Raw genomic sequence first — 18,110 nt, 5'->3', positions numbered from 1 at the left:
TTGTCGGCTGCCGAACCGCACCGCGATCGGCATGAATGATCATGCAATCGATCGCTGGAGGTTCGTCGTGGCCAAGGGTGCCACCTTCGCCGCGCTGCGCCACCGCAACTACCGGATCTGGGCGCTCGCCGGGTTCGTCTCCGTCATCGGCACCTGGATGCAGGTCCTCGGGGTCAACTGGTACGTCCTGAAGGAGACCGGCTCGGCGACGTCCATGGGCTTCGCCGTGCTGCTCCAGGCGGCCCCCACGCTGCTGCTCAGCGTCTGGGGTGGTGTGCTCGCCGACCGCCTGCCGGCGCGCCCCCTGTTGATCACCGCCCAGGTGGCCCACGCGGCACTCGCCGCCGGGTTGGCCGCGGTCGCCCTGACCGGGGTCGGCGGCCTGCCGCTGATCTTCGCGATCTCCCTGGGTACCGGCGCCGTCTCGGCGATCGAGGGCCCGGTGATGGGTCGCTGGGCCTCCACCCTCGTCGACCGGGAGACGCTGGGCAACGCCCTGGCGCTCGGGTCGCTCACCAACTCCGCCGGCCGCATCCTCGGCATGAGCCTCGGTGCGGTCGTGGTGGCCGCCGTTGGACCGGCGCTGCTGTTCGGCATCAACGCGGTGAGCTTCGCCGCCGTGGTGGTGGCGCTGTTCGCCGTCCGTCCGGGAGTTCTGCCCGCGGTGGCGGCGACACAGGCTGGTCGGGCGCACGACGGAGTCCGGGCCGGGTTCGCCTACCTGCGCGGGCAGCCCGTGCTGCTCCTCGCGCTCGCCCTGTCGTTCGTGCTCGGCAGCCTGGGCCGCAACTACCAGGTGACGATGGCGGCGATGAGCGACGGGCCGCTGGACGCCGGCGCCTCCGGCTACGGCTTCCTGTCGACCGTGTTCGCGGTCGGAACGGTGCTGGGTGCGATCGTCGCGGCCCGTCGGCGTTCCCTGGACTACCGGACCCTGGTCGTCGCGGGTCTGCTCGCCAGCGGGCTGCAGATCGTCGCCGGCCTCGCCCCGGGCACCTGGAGCTTCGCCGCGGTGATCCTGCCGATCGCCGCAGCCGCGGTGGTCATCGACACCACCGTCGGCACCCGCGCCCAGCTCGACACCGACGGCGCGATGCGGGGCCGGGTGCTCGCCGCGCTCGCGGTCACCGGCTCGGTCTCCGCCGCGGTCGGCGCCCCGCTGCTCGGGTGGCTCGCCGAACACGCCGGGCCGCGCCAGACGCTCGTGCTCGCCGGCTCCGCCGCGGCGATCGCCACGGCCGCCGCAGCGGTCGCCCTGGACCGCCAGCGCGCCCGCGCGACGACCCTCACGCTGGTCGTGCCGCGGCCCCGCCATCCGGTACGACGACTCGCCTGGAGGGCGGCCCGCATGGTCCGGCCCACCGGGGCGGTCTGTGTCGTCGCGCCCGCCGGGCCCGGCGGGGTCCGGTTGGGCTCACTCCGGCTGGAGGAGTTGGCCACGGCCGGGTCGGCGGCGCGCCGCTGAGACAGCGGTCACCCCCATGCGGCCGCGCTACGGGACCAACACCACGAAGATCATCGTTACGCTGCGGTCATGGACATCGAGGAGCGGCTACGGCGGACCCGCCGGTGGCTGTGGATTGTGCTGATCGGGCTCTTCCTGAGCGGCGTCACCGCGTTCCCGCTGGAGATCGAGGTGCGCTGGCTACTGAGCGCGCTGGATCCGCTCGCCGGTCAACTGCCCGCCCTGGTCGAGTGGATCGAGCGGGTGCACACCGGGCTCGTGACCGCCGACGCGGACTATCCGTTCCTGCTCTACGGCACCGACTGGCTGGCCTTCGCCCACCTGGTGCTGGCGGTGGCGTTCTGGGGGCCGCTGCGCGACCCGGTACGCAACGTCTGGGTGGTGCAGGTCGGCATGATCGCCTGCGTGGGCATCGTCCCACTGGCGTTGATCTGCGGGCCGATCCGGGACATCCCCTGGTTCTGGACGCTCGTCGACCTCTCCTTCGCGGTCGGGGCGTTCCCGCCGCTCTGGTTCGCCTACCGGCACATCCGTGCCATCGAGGCGAGCACGGCTGCGGCGACAGCTGTCCCAGTGAGTTCCTGATCGGGCCTCTCCAGGCCCTCGGCCGGGTGGGTGACAACACCCCCGACGGTGCCTGTAGAGCTGCCCCAGAAATGGGGCGATGACGGCGGCCCATATCTGGGGCAGCTCTACAGGCAAGCACTGAAGTGGTCGGTCCCCGGTCCGCGTCCCGGCAAGACAGCGGAATGCCGGGGAGACGTGGGCGCCGGCGACCCGGAAGGGCCCGCCGCAGCGGCAGCGGGCCCTTCCAGTCCACACCGGATGCCTAGTGCGACAGCAGGTGGTGCGACTCGCGGATCTTGGCCCAGGACTTCGGCTCGGTCGGCGCGGCGGCCTTGCGCGCGGCGGTCGCCACGTCGGGTCGGCCGGCGGTGAACAACCAGGTGGTGAAGAGGTCGTTCAGGTCCAGACCGGAGATCCGTTCGGCCAGTGCCTGGAACTGCGCGATGGTGCCGTTGCCGTACCGGTGCTCGGCCGTCCAGGCCGGCAGGATCTCGAAGAACGCGTCGTCGCCGACGGCCAGCCGCAACTGGTGCAGGGTCATCGCGCCCCGGTCGTAGACGGCGCCGTCGAAGACCCGGTTGGCACCCGGATCACCGGGCAGCACCTGCCAGAACTCGTCGTCGGCCGGGTAGCTGGCATAGGTGAAGTCGAACACCTCCTGCGCGGTGCCTTCGCCCTGCTCTTCCGACCAGAGCCACTCGGCGTACGAGGCGAAGCCCTCGTTCAGCCAGATGTTGCTCCACTCGGCCACCGAGACCGAGTCGCCGAACCACTGGTGGGCGTTCTCGTGCGCCACCACGTACGTGTTGGCGCCGCGTCGCCAGAAGCCCGGCCCGTACACCGGTCGGGTCTGCGTCTCCAGGGCGAAGCTGATGCCGTCGAGCGGACCGGCGACGCCACCCTGCGCCTCGAACGGGTACGGGCCGAAGATCCCGCTCTCCCAGTCGACGATCTCGGCGGTCCGCTCGATGCTGGCCTTCGCGGCCGGCGCGAGCTCGCCCAGTGAGGTGCTGTACGCGTTGATCACCGGCTGGCCGCTCGGGGTGGTGTCGGTGACGATGTCGTACTGGCCGATGGCCATGAACGCCAGGTAGGGCGCGGTGGGGGAGGTGGTCCGCCAGATCCACCGGGTGCGGTTGCCGGCCTCGGCGATCGGCGGCCTCGGCTGCACGCCGTTGCTGATCACCTCGACGCCGGTGGGCACCGACACCGAGACGTCGAAGGTGGCCTTGTCCAGTGGGTGGTCGTTGCTCGGGAACCACCACCACGCCGACTCGGGCTCGTTGACGGCGAGGGCGCCGTCGTCGGTACGCGTCCAGCCGGTGTAGCCGCCGACCAGGGTCTCCGACGGGATGCCGGCGTAGCGCACCACGATGGTGAGCTGCTGGCCCCGGGTCACCGTGCGGGCCGGGGTGACCACCAGCTCGTGCGCGCCCGCGGTGCTGGTGCTCGCCGCCCAACCATTGACCCGCACCGACTCGACGTCGAGCAGGAAGTCCAGGTTGAAGGCGGAGAGGTCCTGGGTGGCGGTGGCGAGGATGGTGGTGGTGCCGCTGAGCTGGTCGGTCGCCGGGTCGTAGCGCAGCCGGACGTCGTAGTGCTCGACGTCGTAGCCGCCGTTGCCGTAGTCGGGGAAGTAGGTGTCGCCCAGGCCGGGCGCGCCGGGTTGCGGCGCCGCGGTGACGACGGGACGGCCCCAGCCGGTCGGGGCGGCCTGGCCAGGGGTGCCGGCGAGCATGGTGCCGGCGGTGGTGAGGGTCAGGGCGGCGGTGGCCGCCGTGAGAACTCGTCGCACGGGGTGGACTCCCTCCATCGGGTGTTCGCCACGCCAACCTAATCGACAACGGTGAACGTCGCCCGCCCGCCGCGCCCACCGACTGCGGGTGCCGCACGCGGCGTGACACGTCCTCGCAGGACTGTCCGGGTGCCACCGGCGTCCGTTAGGGTTCCTGGGACCAGGCGGCCGTTGGCGTTGGGGGCAGAGGTTGAGCAGGCTCGCGTCGGCGTACCGGCAGGCGGTCAACTCCCACCGGGCGGCCCGGGCACACCTGGACACCGCCCGGCAGGCGCTCGGCACGGCACCGGCCGCCGTCGCGCCGGCCGGCGCTGACGAGTTGGTGGCCCGCCTCGCCCGCCTCGGCGGCGCCCTGGCCACTCCCACCCCGAACGCCACGCCGCTGACCGACGAGCCGGCCGCGGTGCGGATCGGCGAGGCGTCCAGGTCGGACGGCGGCTTCCCGGTGCTGGTCCCGCTCGGCGGCGGCCACCACCTGGCCCTGGACACCGATGTCCGCGACCCGCGGGTCGCCGGGCTGCTGCGGGCGCTGGTGCTGCGGCTGGTCGCCACCGCACCGCCCGGGCAGGTCCGGGTCGCCGGCATCGACACCGCCGCGGTGGGCGCCACCTTCGGCCCGTTGCGCCCACTGCTCGACGCGGGGGTGCTCGACCCGCCGGCCACCGGCGAGGCCGAGGTGGCCGCGCTGCTGGACGCCGCCGAGCAGCACGCCCGCGCCGCGCAGCACGCCCAGCCCGCCGCCCGGCACCTGCTGGTGGTGGTCGCCACCGCCGCGCCACCGCCGCGCGAGTTGGCCCGGCTCGCGGCGCTCACCCACGCCGGCCCGGCCGCCGCCGTCTGCGTGCTGCTCGCCGGTCACCCGTCGCGGCTGCCCGGTGAGACCGCGACGCCGCTGGGCGGCACCACCGCGGTCCGGCTCAACCAGGGGTACGCGCACGTCGGCGACCCGCCCGGCACCCCGTTCAGCGCCGACGGCACCGGCCTCGCCGCACCCGTCCAGCTCGACGGCGACCCGCCGCCCGCCTCGGTACGCGCGCTCGCCGAGCACCTGGGCGCCGCCGCCCGCCGCGCCGACGCGCTGCCCTTCACCGACCTGCTGCCCGAGCGGCGCTGGGTCGAGTCCGCCGGCAACGGCCTGCGGACGGTGATCGGCCGGGCCGGCGGCACCCCGTCGACGCTCGCGTTCGACGACGCCACCCCGCACTGGCTGGTCGGTGGGCGCACCGGCGCCGGCAAGACGGTCTTCCTCCTCGACGTCCTCTACGGGCTGGCCGCTCGCTACTCCCCGGCCGAGCTGCAGCTCTACCTGCTCGACTTCAAGGAGGGCGTGAGCTTCACCGAGTTCGTGCCCACCGGTCGGGACCCGTCGTGGCTGCCGCACGCCCGCGCCGTCGGCATCGAGTCCGATCGCGAGTACGGCCTCGCCGTGCTGCGCGAACTTCGCCGAGAGGCGCAACGCCGGGCCACCGCGCTGAAGCGACACGGCGTCACCAAACTCGCCGACTTGCCCCGCGACAACCCGCTGCCGCGCATCGTGGCGGTCATCGACGAGTTTCAGGTGCTGCTCGCCGGCAACGACGCGCTGGCCCGCGAGTCCGTCGACCTGCTGGAGGAGTTGGCCCGTAAGGGCCGCTCGTACGGCATCCACCTGGTGCTGGCCAGCCAGAGCATGACCGGCATCGAGGCCCTCTACGGGCGGGCCGAGGCGATCTTCGGGCAGTTCGCGTTGCGGGTGGCGCTGCCCGGCGGTGGTGGGGTGCTCGACCAGCTCAACGACGCCGCCGCGGCCCTGCCGATCGGCTCGGCCGTGGTCAACACCGCCGCCGGTGCGGTCGGCGCCGACACCGTGCTGCGCTTCCCCGACGCGCACGCCGCGGCAGCGGACCTCGCCGCACTGCGCCACGAGCTGTGGCAGGCCCGCCCACCGGGCTCGCGGGCGCCGGCGGTCTTCAAGGGGTACGAAGCCGCACGGGTCGAGGACGACCCCACCTTCGCCGGGTTGCGCCCCGGTGGCCGACGCCCGATGGCCCTGGTCGGCCGAACGGTCGACGTGCACGGCACCACCGCGCTGTTCCTGATGGACACCGCCCCCGGCCGGCACCTCGCCGTGGTGGGCACCGCACCGACCGGCGCGGACGTGCTGCGCGCCGCGACGCTGAGCCTGGCCCGCCAGCACACTCCCGGTGATGCCCGGTTCCAACTGGCCTCCCTGGTCAGCGCCGCCGGGCCGGTCGCCGACGACACCGAAACGGTCCTGCGGGCCGCCGGCCACCCGGTGCGGCGCCTCGACGCGGCCGGGCTGCGCGAGCGCATCGCCACGCTGGCCGCCGAGCCCGCCGGTCGCGAATACCTGGTGGTGTTCGGCATGGACGCCGCCGCGCCGGTCCTCGGGGCCGCCGACCCCAGCACGTTCCGCTCCGGCCTGGACGACCTGCGCACACTCCTGCGCCAGGGGCCCGGGCAGGGGGTGCACGTGCTCGGTTGGTGGCGTGGGTTGCGGCGGCTCGCCGACGACCTCGGCGGCACACAGAACCGCGACGACGTCGCCTGCCTGGTGGCGCTCAACGTGCCCGGGAGCGAGCTGGCCCTGCACCTCGGGATGCACGACCTGGCCTACACGCCCCGCGCCGACCGGGCGCTGCTGGTCGACCGGCACGACCAGCGCACCCGGCTGATCGTCCCGTTCGTCGGCGACGGACACGAGCCGGACTTGGAGCGGTGACAGTGTCCTTCGAGGAGTACGCGGCGCTGGCCCGACAGCTCGCCGAGCAGCACCGTGCCGGCGAACAGCACGCCGCCGCCGAGTCCGAGCGCCGTCGTGACCTGCACGCCGCCGCCGACTACCTGCAGCAGAGGTTGACCACCCAGGGGCAGCGCCTGGACCAGCTCGGTCGAGCGATCGACCTCTACCAACCGACGTCCGGCCCTGCTTCCGAGCCGGGCCCGGGGCGTCCGGACGAGGCGGCCACCTGGCCCGGTCCACCGTCCGGGTCCAGCCCGGCCACCGCTGCTGGCCCGGCCACCGCTGCCGGCGCCTTTGCCGGACCCGGAACTGGGGACGGGGCACCCGCCGGCGCAGCCGGCGTGCCAGGGGGGTCGGGGGCCGGGGCGTACCCCCAGGTGCCGGCGGGGGAGGCGCGGCTGGCGCTGCCGACGGCGGTGAGCCCGGCGGGCGCCCTGCCGGCGCAGCGTGCGGTGGCGGTCGACCCGGCGGTGGAGCTGGAGCTGGCCCGGCGGATGGCCGACGAGGCCGACCGACACGGGCAACAGGCGGAGCTGCTGGCCCAGCGGCCGGTGCTCCTGCCGACGTGGTCACCGCTGGCTCGGGCGGTCACCATCTACGCCGGTTGTGCGGCGGCAGCCGGGGTGCTCATGCTGGCTCTGGTGCTCGCCTCCGGGGTTGGCCTGGTCGACGGGTTCACCCTCGGCGCGTGGATCTGCGCAGGGCTGCCGGCGGTGGCGTTCTTCGGTGGATACCTGGTGCTGGGCCGTTGGGGCCGGCCGGCCATGGTCGAAGGCGCTCCGCCGCGTTATCTGCCGCTCGGGTTCCTGATCTGTTTCCTGCTGGTGCCGATGGCCTACTGCGCCTACCTGCTGCTGGTCCGCGGCCTGCGCTGAGCCGGAGGCGTGTCCCGCCCGTCCGTGCCCGCCCACGGATCCCGGTGGGCGCCTAATTCAGGTGGTAGGTGAGGCGGCCGGTGTCGCTGAATTTCTGTTCGGCGCCGCTGTTCGCCGGGCTGAAGACGCGGCAGGCGCAGCCCTCCTCGGGTTGCCCCGCTGAGGCTTCGGCGTAGTACCAGACCTGGCCCACCTGGGCCCGGAAGGTGCGACTCGTGCGCGGTGGCACGTCGAGCGCCTTGTGTGGCGTGCAGTCAGCGTCAAAGAGCCACAGCACGTACGGCTCGCTGGCCGTTGAGGCGGTGCCGCGTACCGGGTCTCCCCACCCGTCCGCAGGGATGTCCCGTTGGAAGAACGCCACCGCCTCCTCGCCCTTGGTCTGCGCTATGCAGGCCCGGTCGACCTGTGCCCGAGACTCTGGGGTCGGCCCGGGCGCAGGCGTTGCCGACGAGGACGACTGGATGCTGCTGAGAATGCTCTGCCCGTCTCCGCCCGCGACGGAGACGACGAGCAGGATCGCGAGAATGCCGATGAGGCCGCCGGACAGCCCAATGGCCCGAGCATAGCCGGCCGACGTTGCCTTTGGCCGCGGAGACGTCAAGCCACGTCACCCCCTCAGTCACCGGCCCGCGTGGACATCGCCCTCGCTCCGAGCCCGGAGTCTATGAGGCCTCGCGCTTCGGCGTCGTCCCCGAACCGGGCATGGCCACCTGACTTGCTCACTCCACTGTGTTTGCCTCGGTGCCGTAGTCTCGCGCCCCGAGCGCAATCGGTGCGCAGCCCGCTTGGTAGGCCGAGGCCCTGGATCGTCACGCCTCGACGTCTCGCAAGCGGCAGGTCGAAAGGTTGGTCAGGAATTGCAGGGACAGACGCCCACCCAGGTTGAGTCGATGACCGTAGGGGACGGGGTTGCCGTTCCGCCGGTCAACGCCGATGCTGCCGCAGGAACGGCGACGCCGCGCTCCGAGCAGGAGTCAGGGCTGTCGGTCGTCGGGGCGTCGCAGCAGGCCAGCCCGGGCGCGGTGGTTGCGGGGTTCGGGCTGATCGCCGTTGGCGCTGTCGCCGGCTGGATGATCTGGCGCAGCGGCGCCTCCGCGGCGAAGATCCAGCCCGAGGACACCACGGGTGTCTTCCTCACCCTGTTGGTCTTCGCGGCGGCGGTCGAGCGGATCGTGGAACCGTTCTCGCGATGGCTGCCGGGACGTGCCGCCGAGGCCACTCTGTCGCGGACGGTGACCGACGTGCAGAGCCGAGTCGACGTCCCCACCGAGGCTGACCGCGCGGCGATCGCCGTGGCCACGGCCAAGGTCGTGCGGGCGAAGGCGAACCGCACCATCGTCGCGTGGGGTCTCGCGAGCGGAATGGCGACGGTGGCGTCCAGCGCCGGCGGGTTCTACGTTCTGCACGCGGTCGCCGGCGCCGACTGGAACGGGGTGGCGGTCTGGGTCGATGCCGTCGTGACCGGAGTGATGGTCGGCAGCGGCACCAAGCCGTTGCACGATCTGATCACCCGCGCGCAGAACGGCCCGCCGTCGCCTTAGAGCGCCGCCCCGGAGTCCTGACGCAGATCTTGGAAGGGAACGACCCCTCCAGGGCCGTTCCCTTCCAAGTTTCACTGCTCTTGAGCCCGCCCGCTGGGGGGATGGGCTAGGACCGCACAGTGATCGGCAGGGTCTTGAGCGGATCCTTGCCGTTGCTCAACACCAGTACGCCGACGTAGAGACGGCCCGGGGTAAGCCCGGACCAGTTCAGCGTCACGTCCGCCGTCGCCCCGGGCAGCACGGTGCGTCGCTTGGGATCGATGGTCAGCCTGCCCTCCGAGGTGCCGGGCGCGCCGGGCAGCAGGGTGGTGATGGTGTACGTGTTCGCCCCCGCACCGGGTGCCGTGTTGAGGGTGTAAAGCTGCTCGATGACCAGGGTGTAGTCACCGGCGGCGGGCAGCACCACGCGAGCGCCGTCCTTGGCGCCGTACTTGACGTCCACGATCTTTCCGGTGCTGTCGAAGACGTCGATCAGGAACTCCGCGCACGGCGGCAGCGGATCGGCGCTCCAGTCGATCTCGTCGCAGTGCGCGCCATGCCCGGTCACCAGGATCTGCGGGTTGACCGTGCCGGACGGTACGTGCACCGTGCCCCGGTAGATCGATGCCGGCAGTGGCACCGGCAGGTTGTCCGGCGACCGGGAGTCCCAGAGCGGCACGTCACCATAGAGCGTCGTGTCGGTGCTGGTGCCGGAGGTCAGGCCGGTGGACACCGCGGCCAGAGTGCCCCGGAATCCGACCTGCGTGGTCATCGCGAAGGTGCCCGCGGTGCCGGTGCCGGTGATCTCGTCCGGCGCGACCAACCCGGTGTTGCGGACGACCAGCGGGATCGTGACGTGGTGCTGCGACTTGTCGCGCCAGGTCAACGAGCCGTCGATCCAGGTGTCGAGGGCGCCGGCCTTGTTGGTGATCTGCACCTGGAAGGTCGCGGTCCGGCCCGGCAGCACGTGCAGCTTCGCCGGAGTGACCTTGACGGTGTAACCCTGGGGTGCCCGCACCTTGGCCGTGTAGTCGCCGGCCTTGCTGCTGACGTTGGTGACGGTACGGGTCACGGTCTGCGTACCCACCATGTTGCCCATCGAGATCGATGGGTAGTTGAGCTGGTTCGTCGCGATCGCACCGGTCGTGTCGCAGTCGTCGGCCGGCACCTGGTTGCCCTTCTCGGCCAACCCGCACAGGTACTTCCGCCAGTCCTGCTCGGTGGAGTCGTAGACCAGACCCGGGTCGAACGCATCGCCCGGCCGGACCTCGCCGGCGCCGTAGTTCAACGGCGTGGCGTCGCCGGCACCCAGCTTGATCGGGTTGCCCTCGTTCGTGGTGTCCACGGCCGTCGTCATGAGCGCCGACCGGATGGCCGACGGTGACCAGGCCGGGTGCTGGGCGCGCAGCAGGGCGGCGATGCCCGCGATGTGCGGGGACGCCATCGACGTGCCCGATTCGAGGGCGAACTGCTGCCCGCCGATCGCCGGGGAGAACGCCGCCGCGACGGCGACACCGGGCGCGCTGATGTCCGGCTTGAGCAGATCGCCGCCGTTGAAGTGCGATGGCCCGGCCGAGGAGAAGCCGGCGACCTGGGGTGCTTCGACCGAGGTCAGGTGGCCCGCCGAGACCGTCGCCGTGGCGTTGCCGGAGGCGATGTACGCGAGGATCGGCACGGCGTCGGTGTCCAGGATGTGCACCGTCGGCACCGAGTGCGTGTCGGCGTCCTGGGAGTTCACTCCGTCGTTGTAGAGCACCATCCCGACGCCGCCTGCCCTGGCCACCGCGGCGCTCTTCGCGACCCGGTCGGTGACCCCGCGCAGACACAACACGATCGCACCGGTGACCTTGGCCGGGTCGAGTGCACCGTCCACGCAGAGTTCGGCATCCTGGGTGTTGTCGGGGTTCACCGCGCTGGCCTTGCCGGAGACCAGCGGCGCTGGCCCGGCGCTGGCCGAACCGATGCCCACGCCGGTGATGGTCCTACCGTTGCCGAGGGTGAGCGTCCGGCTGTACTGCTGGTCGATGGTGCTGGCGGCCACCGTGGTCACCCAGGGGGTGGAGTTGTCGATGGTGCCGGCCTCCGGGCCCGCGTTTCCGCCGGCCGCGGCCACGAAGACGCCGGCCGAGGCGGCGTTGAAGAACGCCTGCTCGATCGCGCTGAAGTTCTCCAGGTCGTCGCCGACGGAGTAGTTGATGACGTCGACACCGTCGGCTACCGCGTCGTCGATGGCGTGCACGATGTCGACCGAACTGCCGGTCGCCGTGCCGAAGCCGGTGTCGTAGAGCGCCTTGTAGATCGCCAACCGGGCGGCCGGCGCCACGCCGGAGATCTCGCCGACGGACTGGCCGGCGACCGTGGCCGGCACGCCGTGGTTGCCCGCCGCGGTGCTCGCGGTGTGGGTGCCGTGTCCATTGCGGTCACGCGGCGAGGAGTACTCGTCCGGGAAGACGTCGGCGAGGCTGCCGTACCACCGCGCACCGATCACCTTGTTGTTGCAGGTGACCGGGGCCTCGGTACCGACGTCGCAGGTGCCCTTCCACTTCGCGTCGATGACCGCCTGGTCCGGGCGCGGGGTGGACAGCGCGGCGAAGCTGGCGCTCTCCGGCCAGAATCCGCTGTCGATGACGCCGATGATGACACCCTCGCCGGCGTGGTTGACATTGCCGAACTGCTGCTGCCACGCGCCTTCGCGACCGGTCAGGCCGAGGTAGCTCAACGTCGGCACGGCGCTGGTGTGCACCTTGGTGTCCTCGTACACGGCCCGCACGCCGCGAGTGGCGCGCAGCCGGGCCACCTGGGTACGGGTCAGATCCGCGGCGAAGCCGTTGAAGGCCGTGTCGAAGGAGACCTTGACCTGGTCGGCGGGCAGCCCCACGCCGGTCAGCACACTGCCGCGCTTTTGGCGCAGGTGCTCCTGGTACGCCTTGGCGCCGCTGGAACTCCGGTTGAGCTTGCCGCCACCGGCCGCCTTGGTCGCGGCCAGCCCGGGTACGCCGCCAGCGTAGGTGGCCAACGGCTGCTCATCGAGTTGGACGAGGTAGCGGGCGATCGGTCCGTTGCCGGTCGGGGCAGGCGTTGCGGCGGCCGCCCCCGGGGTGCCGGCCAGGCCCGCCGCAATCAGGGCGGCGGTGGCCAGGATGCTGACCGACCCGCGCCCGACTCGCCTGGGTAGAGATTTCTTCGCTTGTGGCACGTAGTTGCCCTCCACTTTCGACGCCGCCGCCACGATTGACAACTGGCGACGGTCGCCGAAATCTAAGATCAACAACGGCTGCCTGGATAGACCCTGTTACCGGAATGCCATGCTGGAGATCGACTTCTGGCGGTTATGTCCGAATATTGCCCACCGGTGCCCGTGTACGTCGCTGTTCGGGCGTCCACTGCCCGCGTGGTGACGAGTGGGCAAGCGGGCGGTCGTGCGGGAAGCGCGGATCTCGTACGCTCCCAGGTGGTCTCCGCCGGTGGTGGAGGCGATGGTCGATCAGGGGAGGGCGCGCGTGAGCGCAGCACAGATCATCGCGCGGTTGGCGGCGGCGTCGCAGAAGCTCGACGACGCGAAGGCCAAGACCGCAGCGGCAGCCCAGGATGCAGCCGAGGCGCGGGCGCTCGTCGCCGGGGCTCTGGAGGGCGTGGCTGCTGGCGCTCTGGTCGGCATGATCGACGCCTATCGTCAGGCGCTGGCGCAGGCGTCCCAGGGTGGGGACCCGGCCAAGCAGCACGTCCAGGAGACGATCGCCAAGGTCCGAGCGCTGGGAAACTGACCACGGGTGGTGTCAGCCCGCAGTCGGCCCGCTTGCCCAGTGCCGGGAAGCCCGCAACTGCGCGAACGGGAATCGCGGGCCCCGACGGTGGGTCCGCCTTTCCCGGTGGGTGCCGGCAGGGTCAGCGGGTGATACGGACCGTGTTGTTGAACTGCAGGTAATCGCAATATTCCTGCTCGCACAGGTCGACGTTCCCGTTGGCCAGCGCCACACCCTTGTGGAAGGCCAGGCCGCCCGCCTCCGCGAACACCCGCCCCGTCACGACCTGAGGTTCGCCCGTGCAATAGATAGGCGCCGTGCCCGTCCCGTACGCCACCCGGTCGCCCGACCGCTGCCGGAGGCTCAGGTCTATGTTTCCGACCAATCCGTCTGGGCAGGTCGTGCTGATGGTGAGGTCCACGGCGACGCCGCGCGCGACCAGGGTCGCGGACGTGACCTCGGCGTTGCTTGCCGCACTTGCTGGCGTTGGCGCCAGCACCACGAAGAGGGACAGGCCGAGCAGTGCGATGGTGGTGATGATGCGGCGCACAACGGTCCTCCTTGCCGGAGTGGGTGCTTACCTGCGGTCACCATAACCCGCTCCGACAATTGCGGAGATCAATTGAATGCGGTTTCTTCCCCGGAGTGCGTCCGAGCGGTGAGCCGCTCCGTGCGGACCTGGATCTCGACCCGTCGATCGACGTGCAGACCCAGGCCTCTTTATCCATTCAGGATCGGCGATGTGGCGGTATCCGACCGCACGGACACCGCCACATCGGCGATGTGGTGTGGATCAAGCGAGCCGTGCGGCGTTCCGGAATGACGACCTGACGGCGCCGGTCAGGACGTCGCAGCCGACTGTCCACTGCGGTTGGCTGGCCGGGTGTCATGTGCGGGGCGGGGGGTCAGCACCTGGGGGCCGGTCTCGGTGACCGCGACGGTGTGCTCGGAGTGGGCCGTGCGGGAGCCGTCCGCGGACCGGATCGTCCACCCGTCCTTGTCGAACTTGATCTTGTCGGTGCTGCGGCAGAACCACGGCTCGATCGCGATCGTGAGGCCGGGCTTGAGCTTCATGCCCCGGCCGGAGCGGCCGTCGTTGGCCACGTGTGGGGCCTCGTGCATGGTGCGGCCGATGCCGTGCCCGCCGAACTCGTTGTTGACCGAGTAGCCGTAGCGGCGGGCGACCTCACCGATGGCGGCGGAGATGTCGCCGAGCTGGTTGCCCGGCAGTGCGGCGTCGATCCCGGCGGCCAGCGCGACCTCGGTGGCCTCGATCAGCTTCAGGTCTTCCGGGGCGGGGGTGCCGACGATGACGGAGAGGGCGGAGTCGGCGACCCAGCCGTCGATGCCGACCGCCATGTCGATGCTCAGCAGGTCACCGTCGCGCAGCGAGTAGTTGTGCGGCAGGCCGTGCAGCACGGCGTCGTTGACCGAGAGGCACAGGACGTTGCGGAACGGGCCGCGGCCGAACGACGGCGAGTAGTCCCAGTAGCAGGAGTCGGCGCCACGCTCCTTGATCCGGCGGCGGGCGTGGTGCTCGATGTCCATCAGGTTGACCCCGACGGCGGCGACCGCACGCAGCTCCGCCAGCAGCTCGCCGACGAACTGGCCGGTGACGGCCATCTGTTGGATCTCCTTGGGGGACTTGAGCTCGATCACGATCCACCCCTCCCTTCCCGATGCCGGTATATTTATACCACGCTGCTCGGCGCGTCCATCGGGATGGCGTTGCCGGTCCGCGCAGGCGGATCTATCCTGCTCACATGGTTCGCCCACCGCTCACACCCGCACAGATCGCAGCGGGGCAACGTCTCGGGGCGGCGCTTCGGGTCGCGCGCGGAGGCCGCCCGCTCGTCGAGGTGGCCCTGGCGGCCGGCATCTCGCCGGAGACGCTCCGCAAGATCGAAGTGGGGCGGCTGCCGGCACCCGCGTTCGGCACGGTGGTCTGCCTCAGTGCGGTCCTCGGCGTCGCGCTCAGCGATCTGGCCGAGGTGTGGCTGGCCGATGTACGGGTGCGCGAAGCGTCGTGAGCGAGAGGTCAGCCGCGCGAGCGCGGTAGACAGCACTTCTTGTACTTGGCACCCGAGCCGCACCAGCAGGCGTCGTTGCGGCCGGGCGGCCAGGACCTGAGGTCGGGCCCGGTGAGCGAATCGGCGTACTCGTCCTGGGTTTCCTCGTCGGTGGGGTCGAGGTCCTCCCGCTCGGCGAAGGCCGCCAGCCCGGCGACGGAGCCGACAACCACACCCAGGTCGGCGCCACCCATCCCGGATGCCTCGACGAGGGCGAGTTCGATCTGGGCTCGGTGCTCGTCCCAGGTGGCGGGGTAGCTGCCGCTCAGGGCGGGCCAGCGTGTCATCAGCGCGTCGAACTCCGCCTGCGGCCAGAACAGCAGCGTCGCCGGGCCGTCGTCCAGCGCGTCGAGCGCGTGGTTGCTCGCGGCGCGGAGCCGGTCGGCGAGGTTGTCGTACTCGTCGTGTGGCAGGCCCATCTCCTCGCGGAGGGCGTGCCGCCCCTGGGTCAGCCCGTAGATCATGGCCGCGGCCTCGTCCTGCGCGTCTTCGGACTCGTGCTGCTGGGTCCGGGTCCGTTCCAGGATCGCGTCCAGCGCGGCGGTCAGCCACTCCAGCGCCGTCTCGGTGCGGCCGGCCCCAGCCAGGTCGTCGATGAGGTACGTGGCGTCGGGGTCGGTCTCCAGCAGTGGGCGCAGGGCCGACAGCTCGGCCATGCCCTCTTCCTCGCGGCCGAGGCGCAGCAGCAGACCACCGCGCATCGATCGGGCGTGACCGCCGTCGTCCGGCTGTTCGGCGATGGCGCGGGTGGCCAGCGCGAGCGCGTCGGCCAGGTCACCCGCCTGCGTCAGGATGTCCGCGGCGACCAGCAGGGCGTACCCGGTGTCGTCGGGGTCGGCGACCCGCCCCTCGTCGACGGCGCCCACCAACTCGGCGACCAACGCGGCCGGGTCCGGGCTGTCGGAGCCCAGGGAGCCGATCTCCTCGATGCGGTCGGCGGTCAGCAACTCGGGCATGGGCGCATCCTGAGGACGGGGAACGGACGGGGAAGCGGCCAGCGTACTCCCGAGGGCGCCGGATACGGCGGAGCCCGGGGCGGCGTACCGCCCCGGGCTCCGGTGTGGGTCAGCGGGTCGCTGGCATGGTGGCGAACTCGCCGGCTAGCTCCGACTCGACGATCGTCGCGGTGGACGGCCGGCGACCGGACGACGCCCGCCGGGCGGACGGGACGGCCAGGGCCGCGAGCGCGGCGGCCAGGGCGATCGCCGTGAGGACGAGAAACCCCGTCGTGAAGCCGGCTTCCCGGGGCAGGCCGTTGGCCTGCGGGTTCGCGGTGATCACGCCGCTGACCACGGCGGCGCCGATCGCGCCTCCGATGGTGCGGATGTTGGCGTTCATGCCGGTCGCCACGCCGGTCTGGCTGGCGGGCACACTGGCGACGATCAGGTTGGCCATCGACGCGAAGGCCAGGCCGATACCGAGGCCGACCAGGCCACCGGCGACGGCGACCTCCCAGCGGGTGTCATGCGCGGTGGCGAGCATCGCGGAGGCGGCCACGTTGAACGCGGCGCCGGTGGCGAGCTGCGCCTTGGCGCTGAAAACGGCCTGGAGTCGGCCGGCGACGATGCCGGCGACGAACATCGCGCTCACCATCGGCAGCATGAGCAGACCGGCCTGGCTGATGCTGGCGCCGAAGCCGTAGCCGGCGGCGGTCGGGGTCTGCAGGAACTGGGGGAGGAACGCGTACATGGAGAACATCGACGCGCCGTAGAGCAGGGCGACCAGGTTGGTGGTCCAGACGCCGGGCAGGCGCATCATCCGCATGTCGATCAGCGGGTTGGGCGAGCGCACCTCGGCGACCAGCCAGCCGACCAGCAGCACCACGGCGAGCGCCAGCAGGCCGAGCACCCGGGGGCTGGTCCAGCCCCACGCCACGCCCTGGCTGATCGGCAGCAGCAACGCGACCAGCCAGCCGGAGAGCAGCAGGGTGGCCCGCCAGTCGATGCGACCGGGGGTGCGGACCGGGGATTCGGGGACGAACAGGTGGGCGGCCACGGCGGTCAGCCCGACCACGACCATCGGGATCCAGAACAGCCAGCGGTAGTCCAGCGTGCTGACGATCGGGCCGGCCAGCACGATGCCCAGGCCACCGCCGACGGCGACGATCGCCGAGATGGCGGCGACGGCGGAGGAGACCCGCGCGGCCGGGAACTCGTCGCGGATGATGCCGAACGACAGCGGGAAGACCGCCCCGCCGATGCCCTGCACGACCCGGGCGATGATGAGGACACCGATGTTCGGCGCGATGGCGGCCAGCAGGCAGCCGAGGGCGAGCGCGGCGAGCGAGACGACCAGCATCCGCTCCTTGCCCACCATGTCGCCGACCCGACCGAGGATCGGCGTGAAGATCGACGCGGAGAGCAGATAGGCGGTCAGGACCCAGGTCACGGTGTTCTGGGAGGTGTGCAGGTCCTGCTGGATGGTCGGTAGCACCGGGGTGATCAGCGACTGGAGCATCGCGAAGAACCCGGCACCGGCCGCGAGCACGGTGAAGGTGAGCCGACGCGAGCTGCGTCGGGAGGTCACTGCCACGAGAGAAAACTCCCTGATTACGTACGGAAGGAGGCTTGTCGCCCGCCGTCGGTGACGGGCTCTGCTGTCGGGTCCGGGCGATCGGATGGCCAGGCGGCGATCGGGCGGGTCCCGAGGTAAGCTAACCGGAGGCAGGCCTCCGGGGATTCCGGAGGGGTGCCTCCACTAAGCTAGCGGAGGGTTGCCTCCGGATGCAACCGAGGTGAGGTGACGCACGTCATGGCCAGCGCCGGGCAGGTGCCCGAGGTCTTCGCGCAGCGGCCCAAGCGGGCCGACGCGCGGCGCAACTACGACGCCCTGATCGCCGCGGCGCGCGACGCGTTCGCCGAGAACGGCGCGGCCGCCTCCCTGGAGGACGTGGCCCGGCGGGCCGGGGTGGGCATCGGCACGCTCTACCGCAACTTCCCCACGCGTCGTCACCTGTTCGAGGCCGTCTACGTGGAGGAGGTCCGGGCGCTGAGCCGCTCCGCCGAGGACCTGGCCGAACTGCCCCCGTGGGACGCCCTCGTCGCCTGGCTGCACCGGTTCGTCGCGTACGTCGCCACCAAGCGGGCGCTCGCCGAGCAGTTGCTGCACGACTCCGAGATCTTCACCAGTTGCCGGACGGAGATCTACGCCGCCGGTGAGCCGTTGATGAGTCGCGCCCAGGCGGCCGGCGTGGTCCGCGACGACATCGGCTTCGACGACGTGGTGCGGCTGATCAGCGGTCTCACGATGGCCCAGTTCCCGTCGCCCGAGCAGCGCGACCGGGTGCTCGGCGTGGCCCTGGACGGCCTGCGCCCCGCAACCGCCACCCGCTGA

Annotated in this window: 15 protein-coding genes; 8 read left to right on the top strand and 7 right to left on the bottom strand. The window is 71.8% G+C overall.

Annotated features, from left to right (window positions below):
• Nucleotides 1–31: 31 nt before the first annotated feature.
• Nucleotides 32–1,465, top strand: coding sequence for an MFS transporter (locus JOD64_RS05430; protein ID WP_239559421.1), 1,434 nt, complete (start codon nt 32–34; stop codon nt 1,463–1,465).
• Nucleotides 1,466–1,534: 69 nt separating this feature from the next.
• On the top strand, nt 1,535–2,050 hold the full coding sequence (locus tag JOD64_RS05425; RefSeq protein ID WP_204941220.1) for a hypothetical protein: 516 nt from the start codon (nt 1,535–1,537) through the stop codon (nt 2,048–2,050).
• A gap of 244 nt (nt 2,051–2,294) precedes the next feature.
• On the opposite strand, the gene JOD64_RS05420 is transcribed toward JOD64_RS05425, so the two are convergent.
• Nucleotides 2,295–3,827 (bottom strand): M1 family metallopeptidase, encoded by a 1,533-nt coding sequence (locus tag JOD64_RS05420; protein WP_204941218.1) that lies wholly within the window; start codon nt 3,825–3,827, stop codon nt 2,295–2,297.
• 190 nt (nt 3,828–4,017) lie between these two features.
• Between JOD64_RS05420 and JOD64_RS05415 the strand changes: the two genes are divergently transcribed.
• Nucleotides 4,018–6,549 carry an FtsK/SpoIIIE domain-containing protein gene (locus JOD64_RS05415; protein WP_204941216.1) on the top strand — a complete coding sequence of 844 codons (2,532 nt, stop codon included), beginning with the start codon at nt 4,018–4,020 and terminating at the stop codon, nt 6,547–6,549.
• A complete protein-coding gene (locus JOD64_RS32845) occupies nt 6,546–7,445 on the top strand; it encodes a hypothetical protein (protein ID WP_307813249.1) in 900 nt (299 codons plus the stop codon). Before JOD64_RS05415 ends, JOD64_RS32845 begins: the two co-directional genes overlap by 4 nt.
• A gap of 52 nt (nt 7,446–7,497) precedes the next feature.
• On the opposite strand, the gene JOD64_RS05405 is transcribed toward JOD64_RS32845, so the two are convergent.
• Entirely contained in the window at nt 7,498–8,046 is a 549-nt protein-coding gene (locus JOD64_RS05405) for a hypothetical protein (protein WP_204941214.1), read from the bottom strand.
• Between the two features lie 289 nt (nt 8,047–8,335).
• On the opposite strand from JOD64_RS05405, the gene JOD64_RS05400 reads away from it, so the two are divergent.
• On the top strand, nt 8,336–8,986 hold the full coding sequence (locus tag JOD64_RS05400; RefSeq protein WP_204941213.1) for a hypothetical protein: 651 nt from the start codon (nt 8,336–8,338) through the stop codon (nt 8,984–8,986).
• A 106-nt stretch (nt 8,987–9,092) separates the two neighbouring features.
• Here the strand turns inward: JOD64_RS05400 and JOD64_RS05395 are convergent, their stop codons facing one another.
• A complete protein-coding gene (locus tag JOD64_RS05395) occupies nt 9,093–12,194 on the bottom strand; it encodes a S8 family peptidase (protein ID WP_307813906.1) in 3,102 nt (1,033 codons plus the stop codon).
• Nucleotides 12,195–12,465: 271 nt separating this feature from the next.
• Here JOD64_RS05395 and JOD64_RS05390 point away from each other — a divergent pair, with 271 nt between their 5' ends.
• Nucleotides 12,466–12,729, top strand: a complete 264-nt coding sequence (locus JOD64_RS05390; RefSeq protein ID WP_204941210.1) for a DUF6244 family protein — start codon at nt 12,466–12,468, stop codon at nt 12,727–12,729.
• A 121-nt stretch (nt 12,730–12,850) separates the two neighbouring features.
• Here the strand turns inward: JOD64_RS05390 and JOD64_RS05385 are convergent, their stop codons facing one another.
• Together JOD64_RS05385 and map are read right to left on the bottom strand one after the other, a co-directional pair.
• Entirely contained in the window at nt 12,851–13,258 is a 408-nt protein-coding gene (locus JOD64_RS05385) for a hypothetical protein (protein WP_204941208.1), read from the bottom strand.
• Nucleotides 13,259–13,548: 290 nt separating this feature from the next.
• Nucleotides 13,549–14,367, bottom strand: coding sequence for a type I methionyl aminopeptidase (gene map / locus JOD64_RS05380; RefSeq protein ID WP_204941207.1), 819 nt, complete (start codon nt 14,365–14,367; stop codon nt 13,549–13,551).
• Nucleotides 14,368–14,471: 104 nt separating this feature from the next.
• Between map and JOD64_RS05375 the strand changes: the two genes are divergently transcribed.
• Nucleotides 14,472–14,738 carry a helix-turn-helix domain-containing protein gene (locus JOD64_RS05375; protein WP_204941205.1) on the top strand — a complete coding sequence of 89 codons (267 nt, stop codon included), beginning with the start codon at nt 14,472–14,474 and terminating at the stop codon, nt 14,736–14,738.
• Between the two features lie 8 nt (nt 14,739–14,746).
• On the opposite strand, the gene JOD64_RS05370 is transcribed toward JOD64_RS05375, so the two are convergent.
• The gene (locus JOD64_RS05370; RefSeq protein ID WP_204941204.1) at nt 14,747–15,733 is read right to left on the bottom strand and encodes an SEC-C domain-containing protein; all 987 of its coding nucleotides are present in this window, start codon (nt 15,731–15,733) and stop codon (nt 14,747–14,749) included.
• A gap of 109 nt (nt 15,734–15,842) precedes the next feature.
• Nucleotides 15,843–17,309, bottom strand: a complete 1,467-nt coding sequence (locus JOD64_RS05365; RefSeq protein WP_204941202.1) for an MFS transporter — start codon at nt 17,307–17,309, stop codon at nt 15,843–15,845.
• Between the two features lie 219 nt (nt 17,310–17,528).
• Here JOD64_RS05365 and JOD64_RS05360 point away from each other — a divergent pair, with 219 nt between their 5' ends.
• Nucleotides 17,529–18,110, top strand: coding sequence for a TetR/AcrR family transcriptional regulator (locus tag JOD64_RS05360; protein WP_204945916.1), 582 nt, complete (start codon nt 17,529–17,531; stop codon nt 18,108–18,110).

The organism is Micromonospora luteifusca, assembly GCF_016907275.1.
GTDB lineage: Bacteria > Actinomycetota > Actinomycetes > Mycobacteriales > Micromonosporaceae > Micromonospora > Micromonospora luteifusca.
The sequence above is the reverse complement of the archived record's forward strand: the minus strand, read 5'-3'. Positions and strand labels throughout refer to the sequence as shown.

Bases quoted from the DNA above. Each gene is read 5' to 3' on its own strand.
- JOD64_RS05430 (WP_239559421.1), top strand. From the start codon at position 32: ATGAATGATCATGCAATCGATCGCTGGAGGTTCGTCGTGGCCAAGGGT.
- JOD64_RS05370 (WP_204941204.1), bottom strand. From the start codon at position 15,733: ATGCCCGAGTTGCTGACCGCCGACCGCATCGAGGAGATCGGCTCCCTG.
- JOD64_RS05400 (WP_204941213.1), top strand. From the start codon at position 8,336: ATGACCGTAGGGGACGGGGTTGCCGTTCCGCCGGTCAACGCCGATGCT.
- JOD64_RS05425 (WP_204941220.1), top strand. From the start codon at position 1,535: ATGGACATCGAGGAGCGGCTACGGCGGACCCGCCGGTGGCTGTGGATT.
- JOD64_RS05375 (WP_204941205.1), top strand. From the start codon at position 14,472: ATGGTTCGCCCACCGCTCACACCCGCACAGATCGCAGCGGGGCAACGT.
- JOD64_RS05360 (WP_204945916.1), top strand. From the start codon at position 17,529: ATGGCCAGCGCCGGGCAGGTGCCCGAGGTCTTCGCGCAGCGGCCCAAG.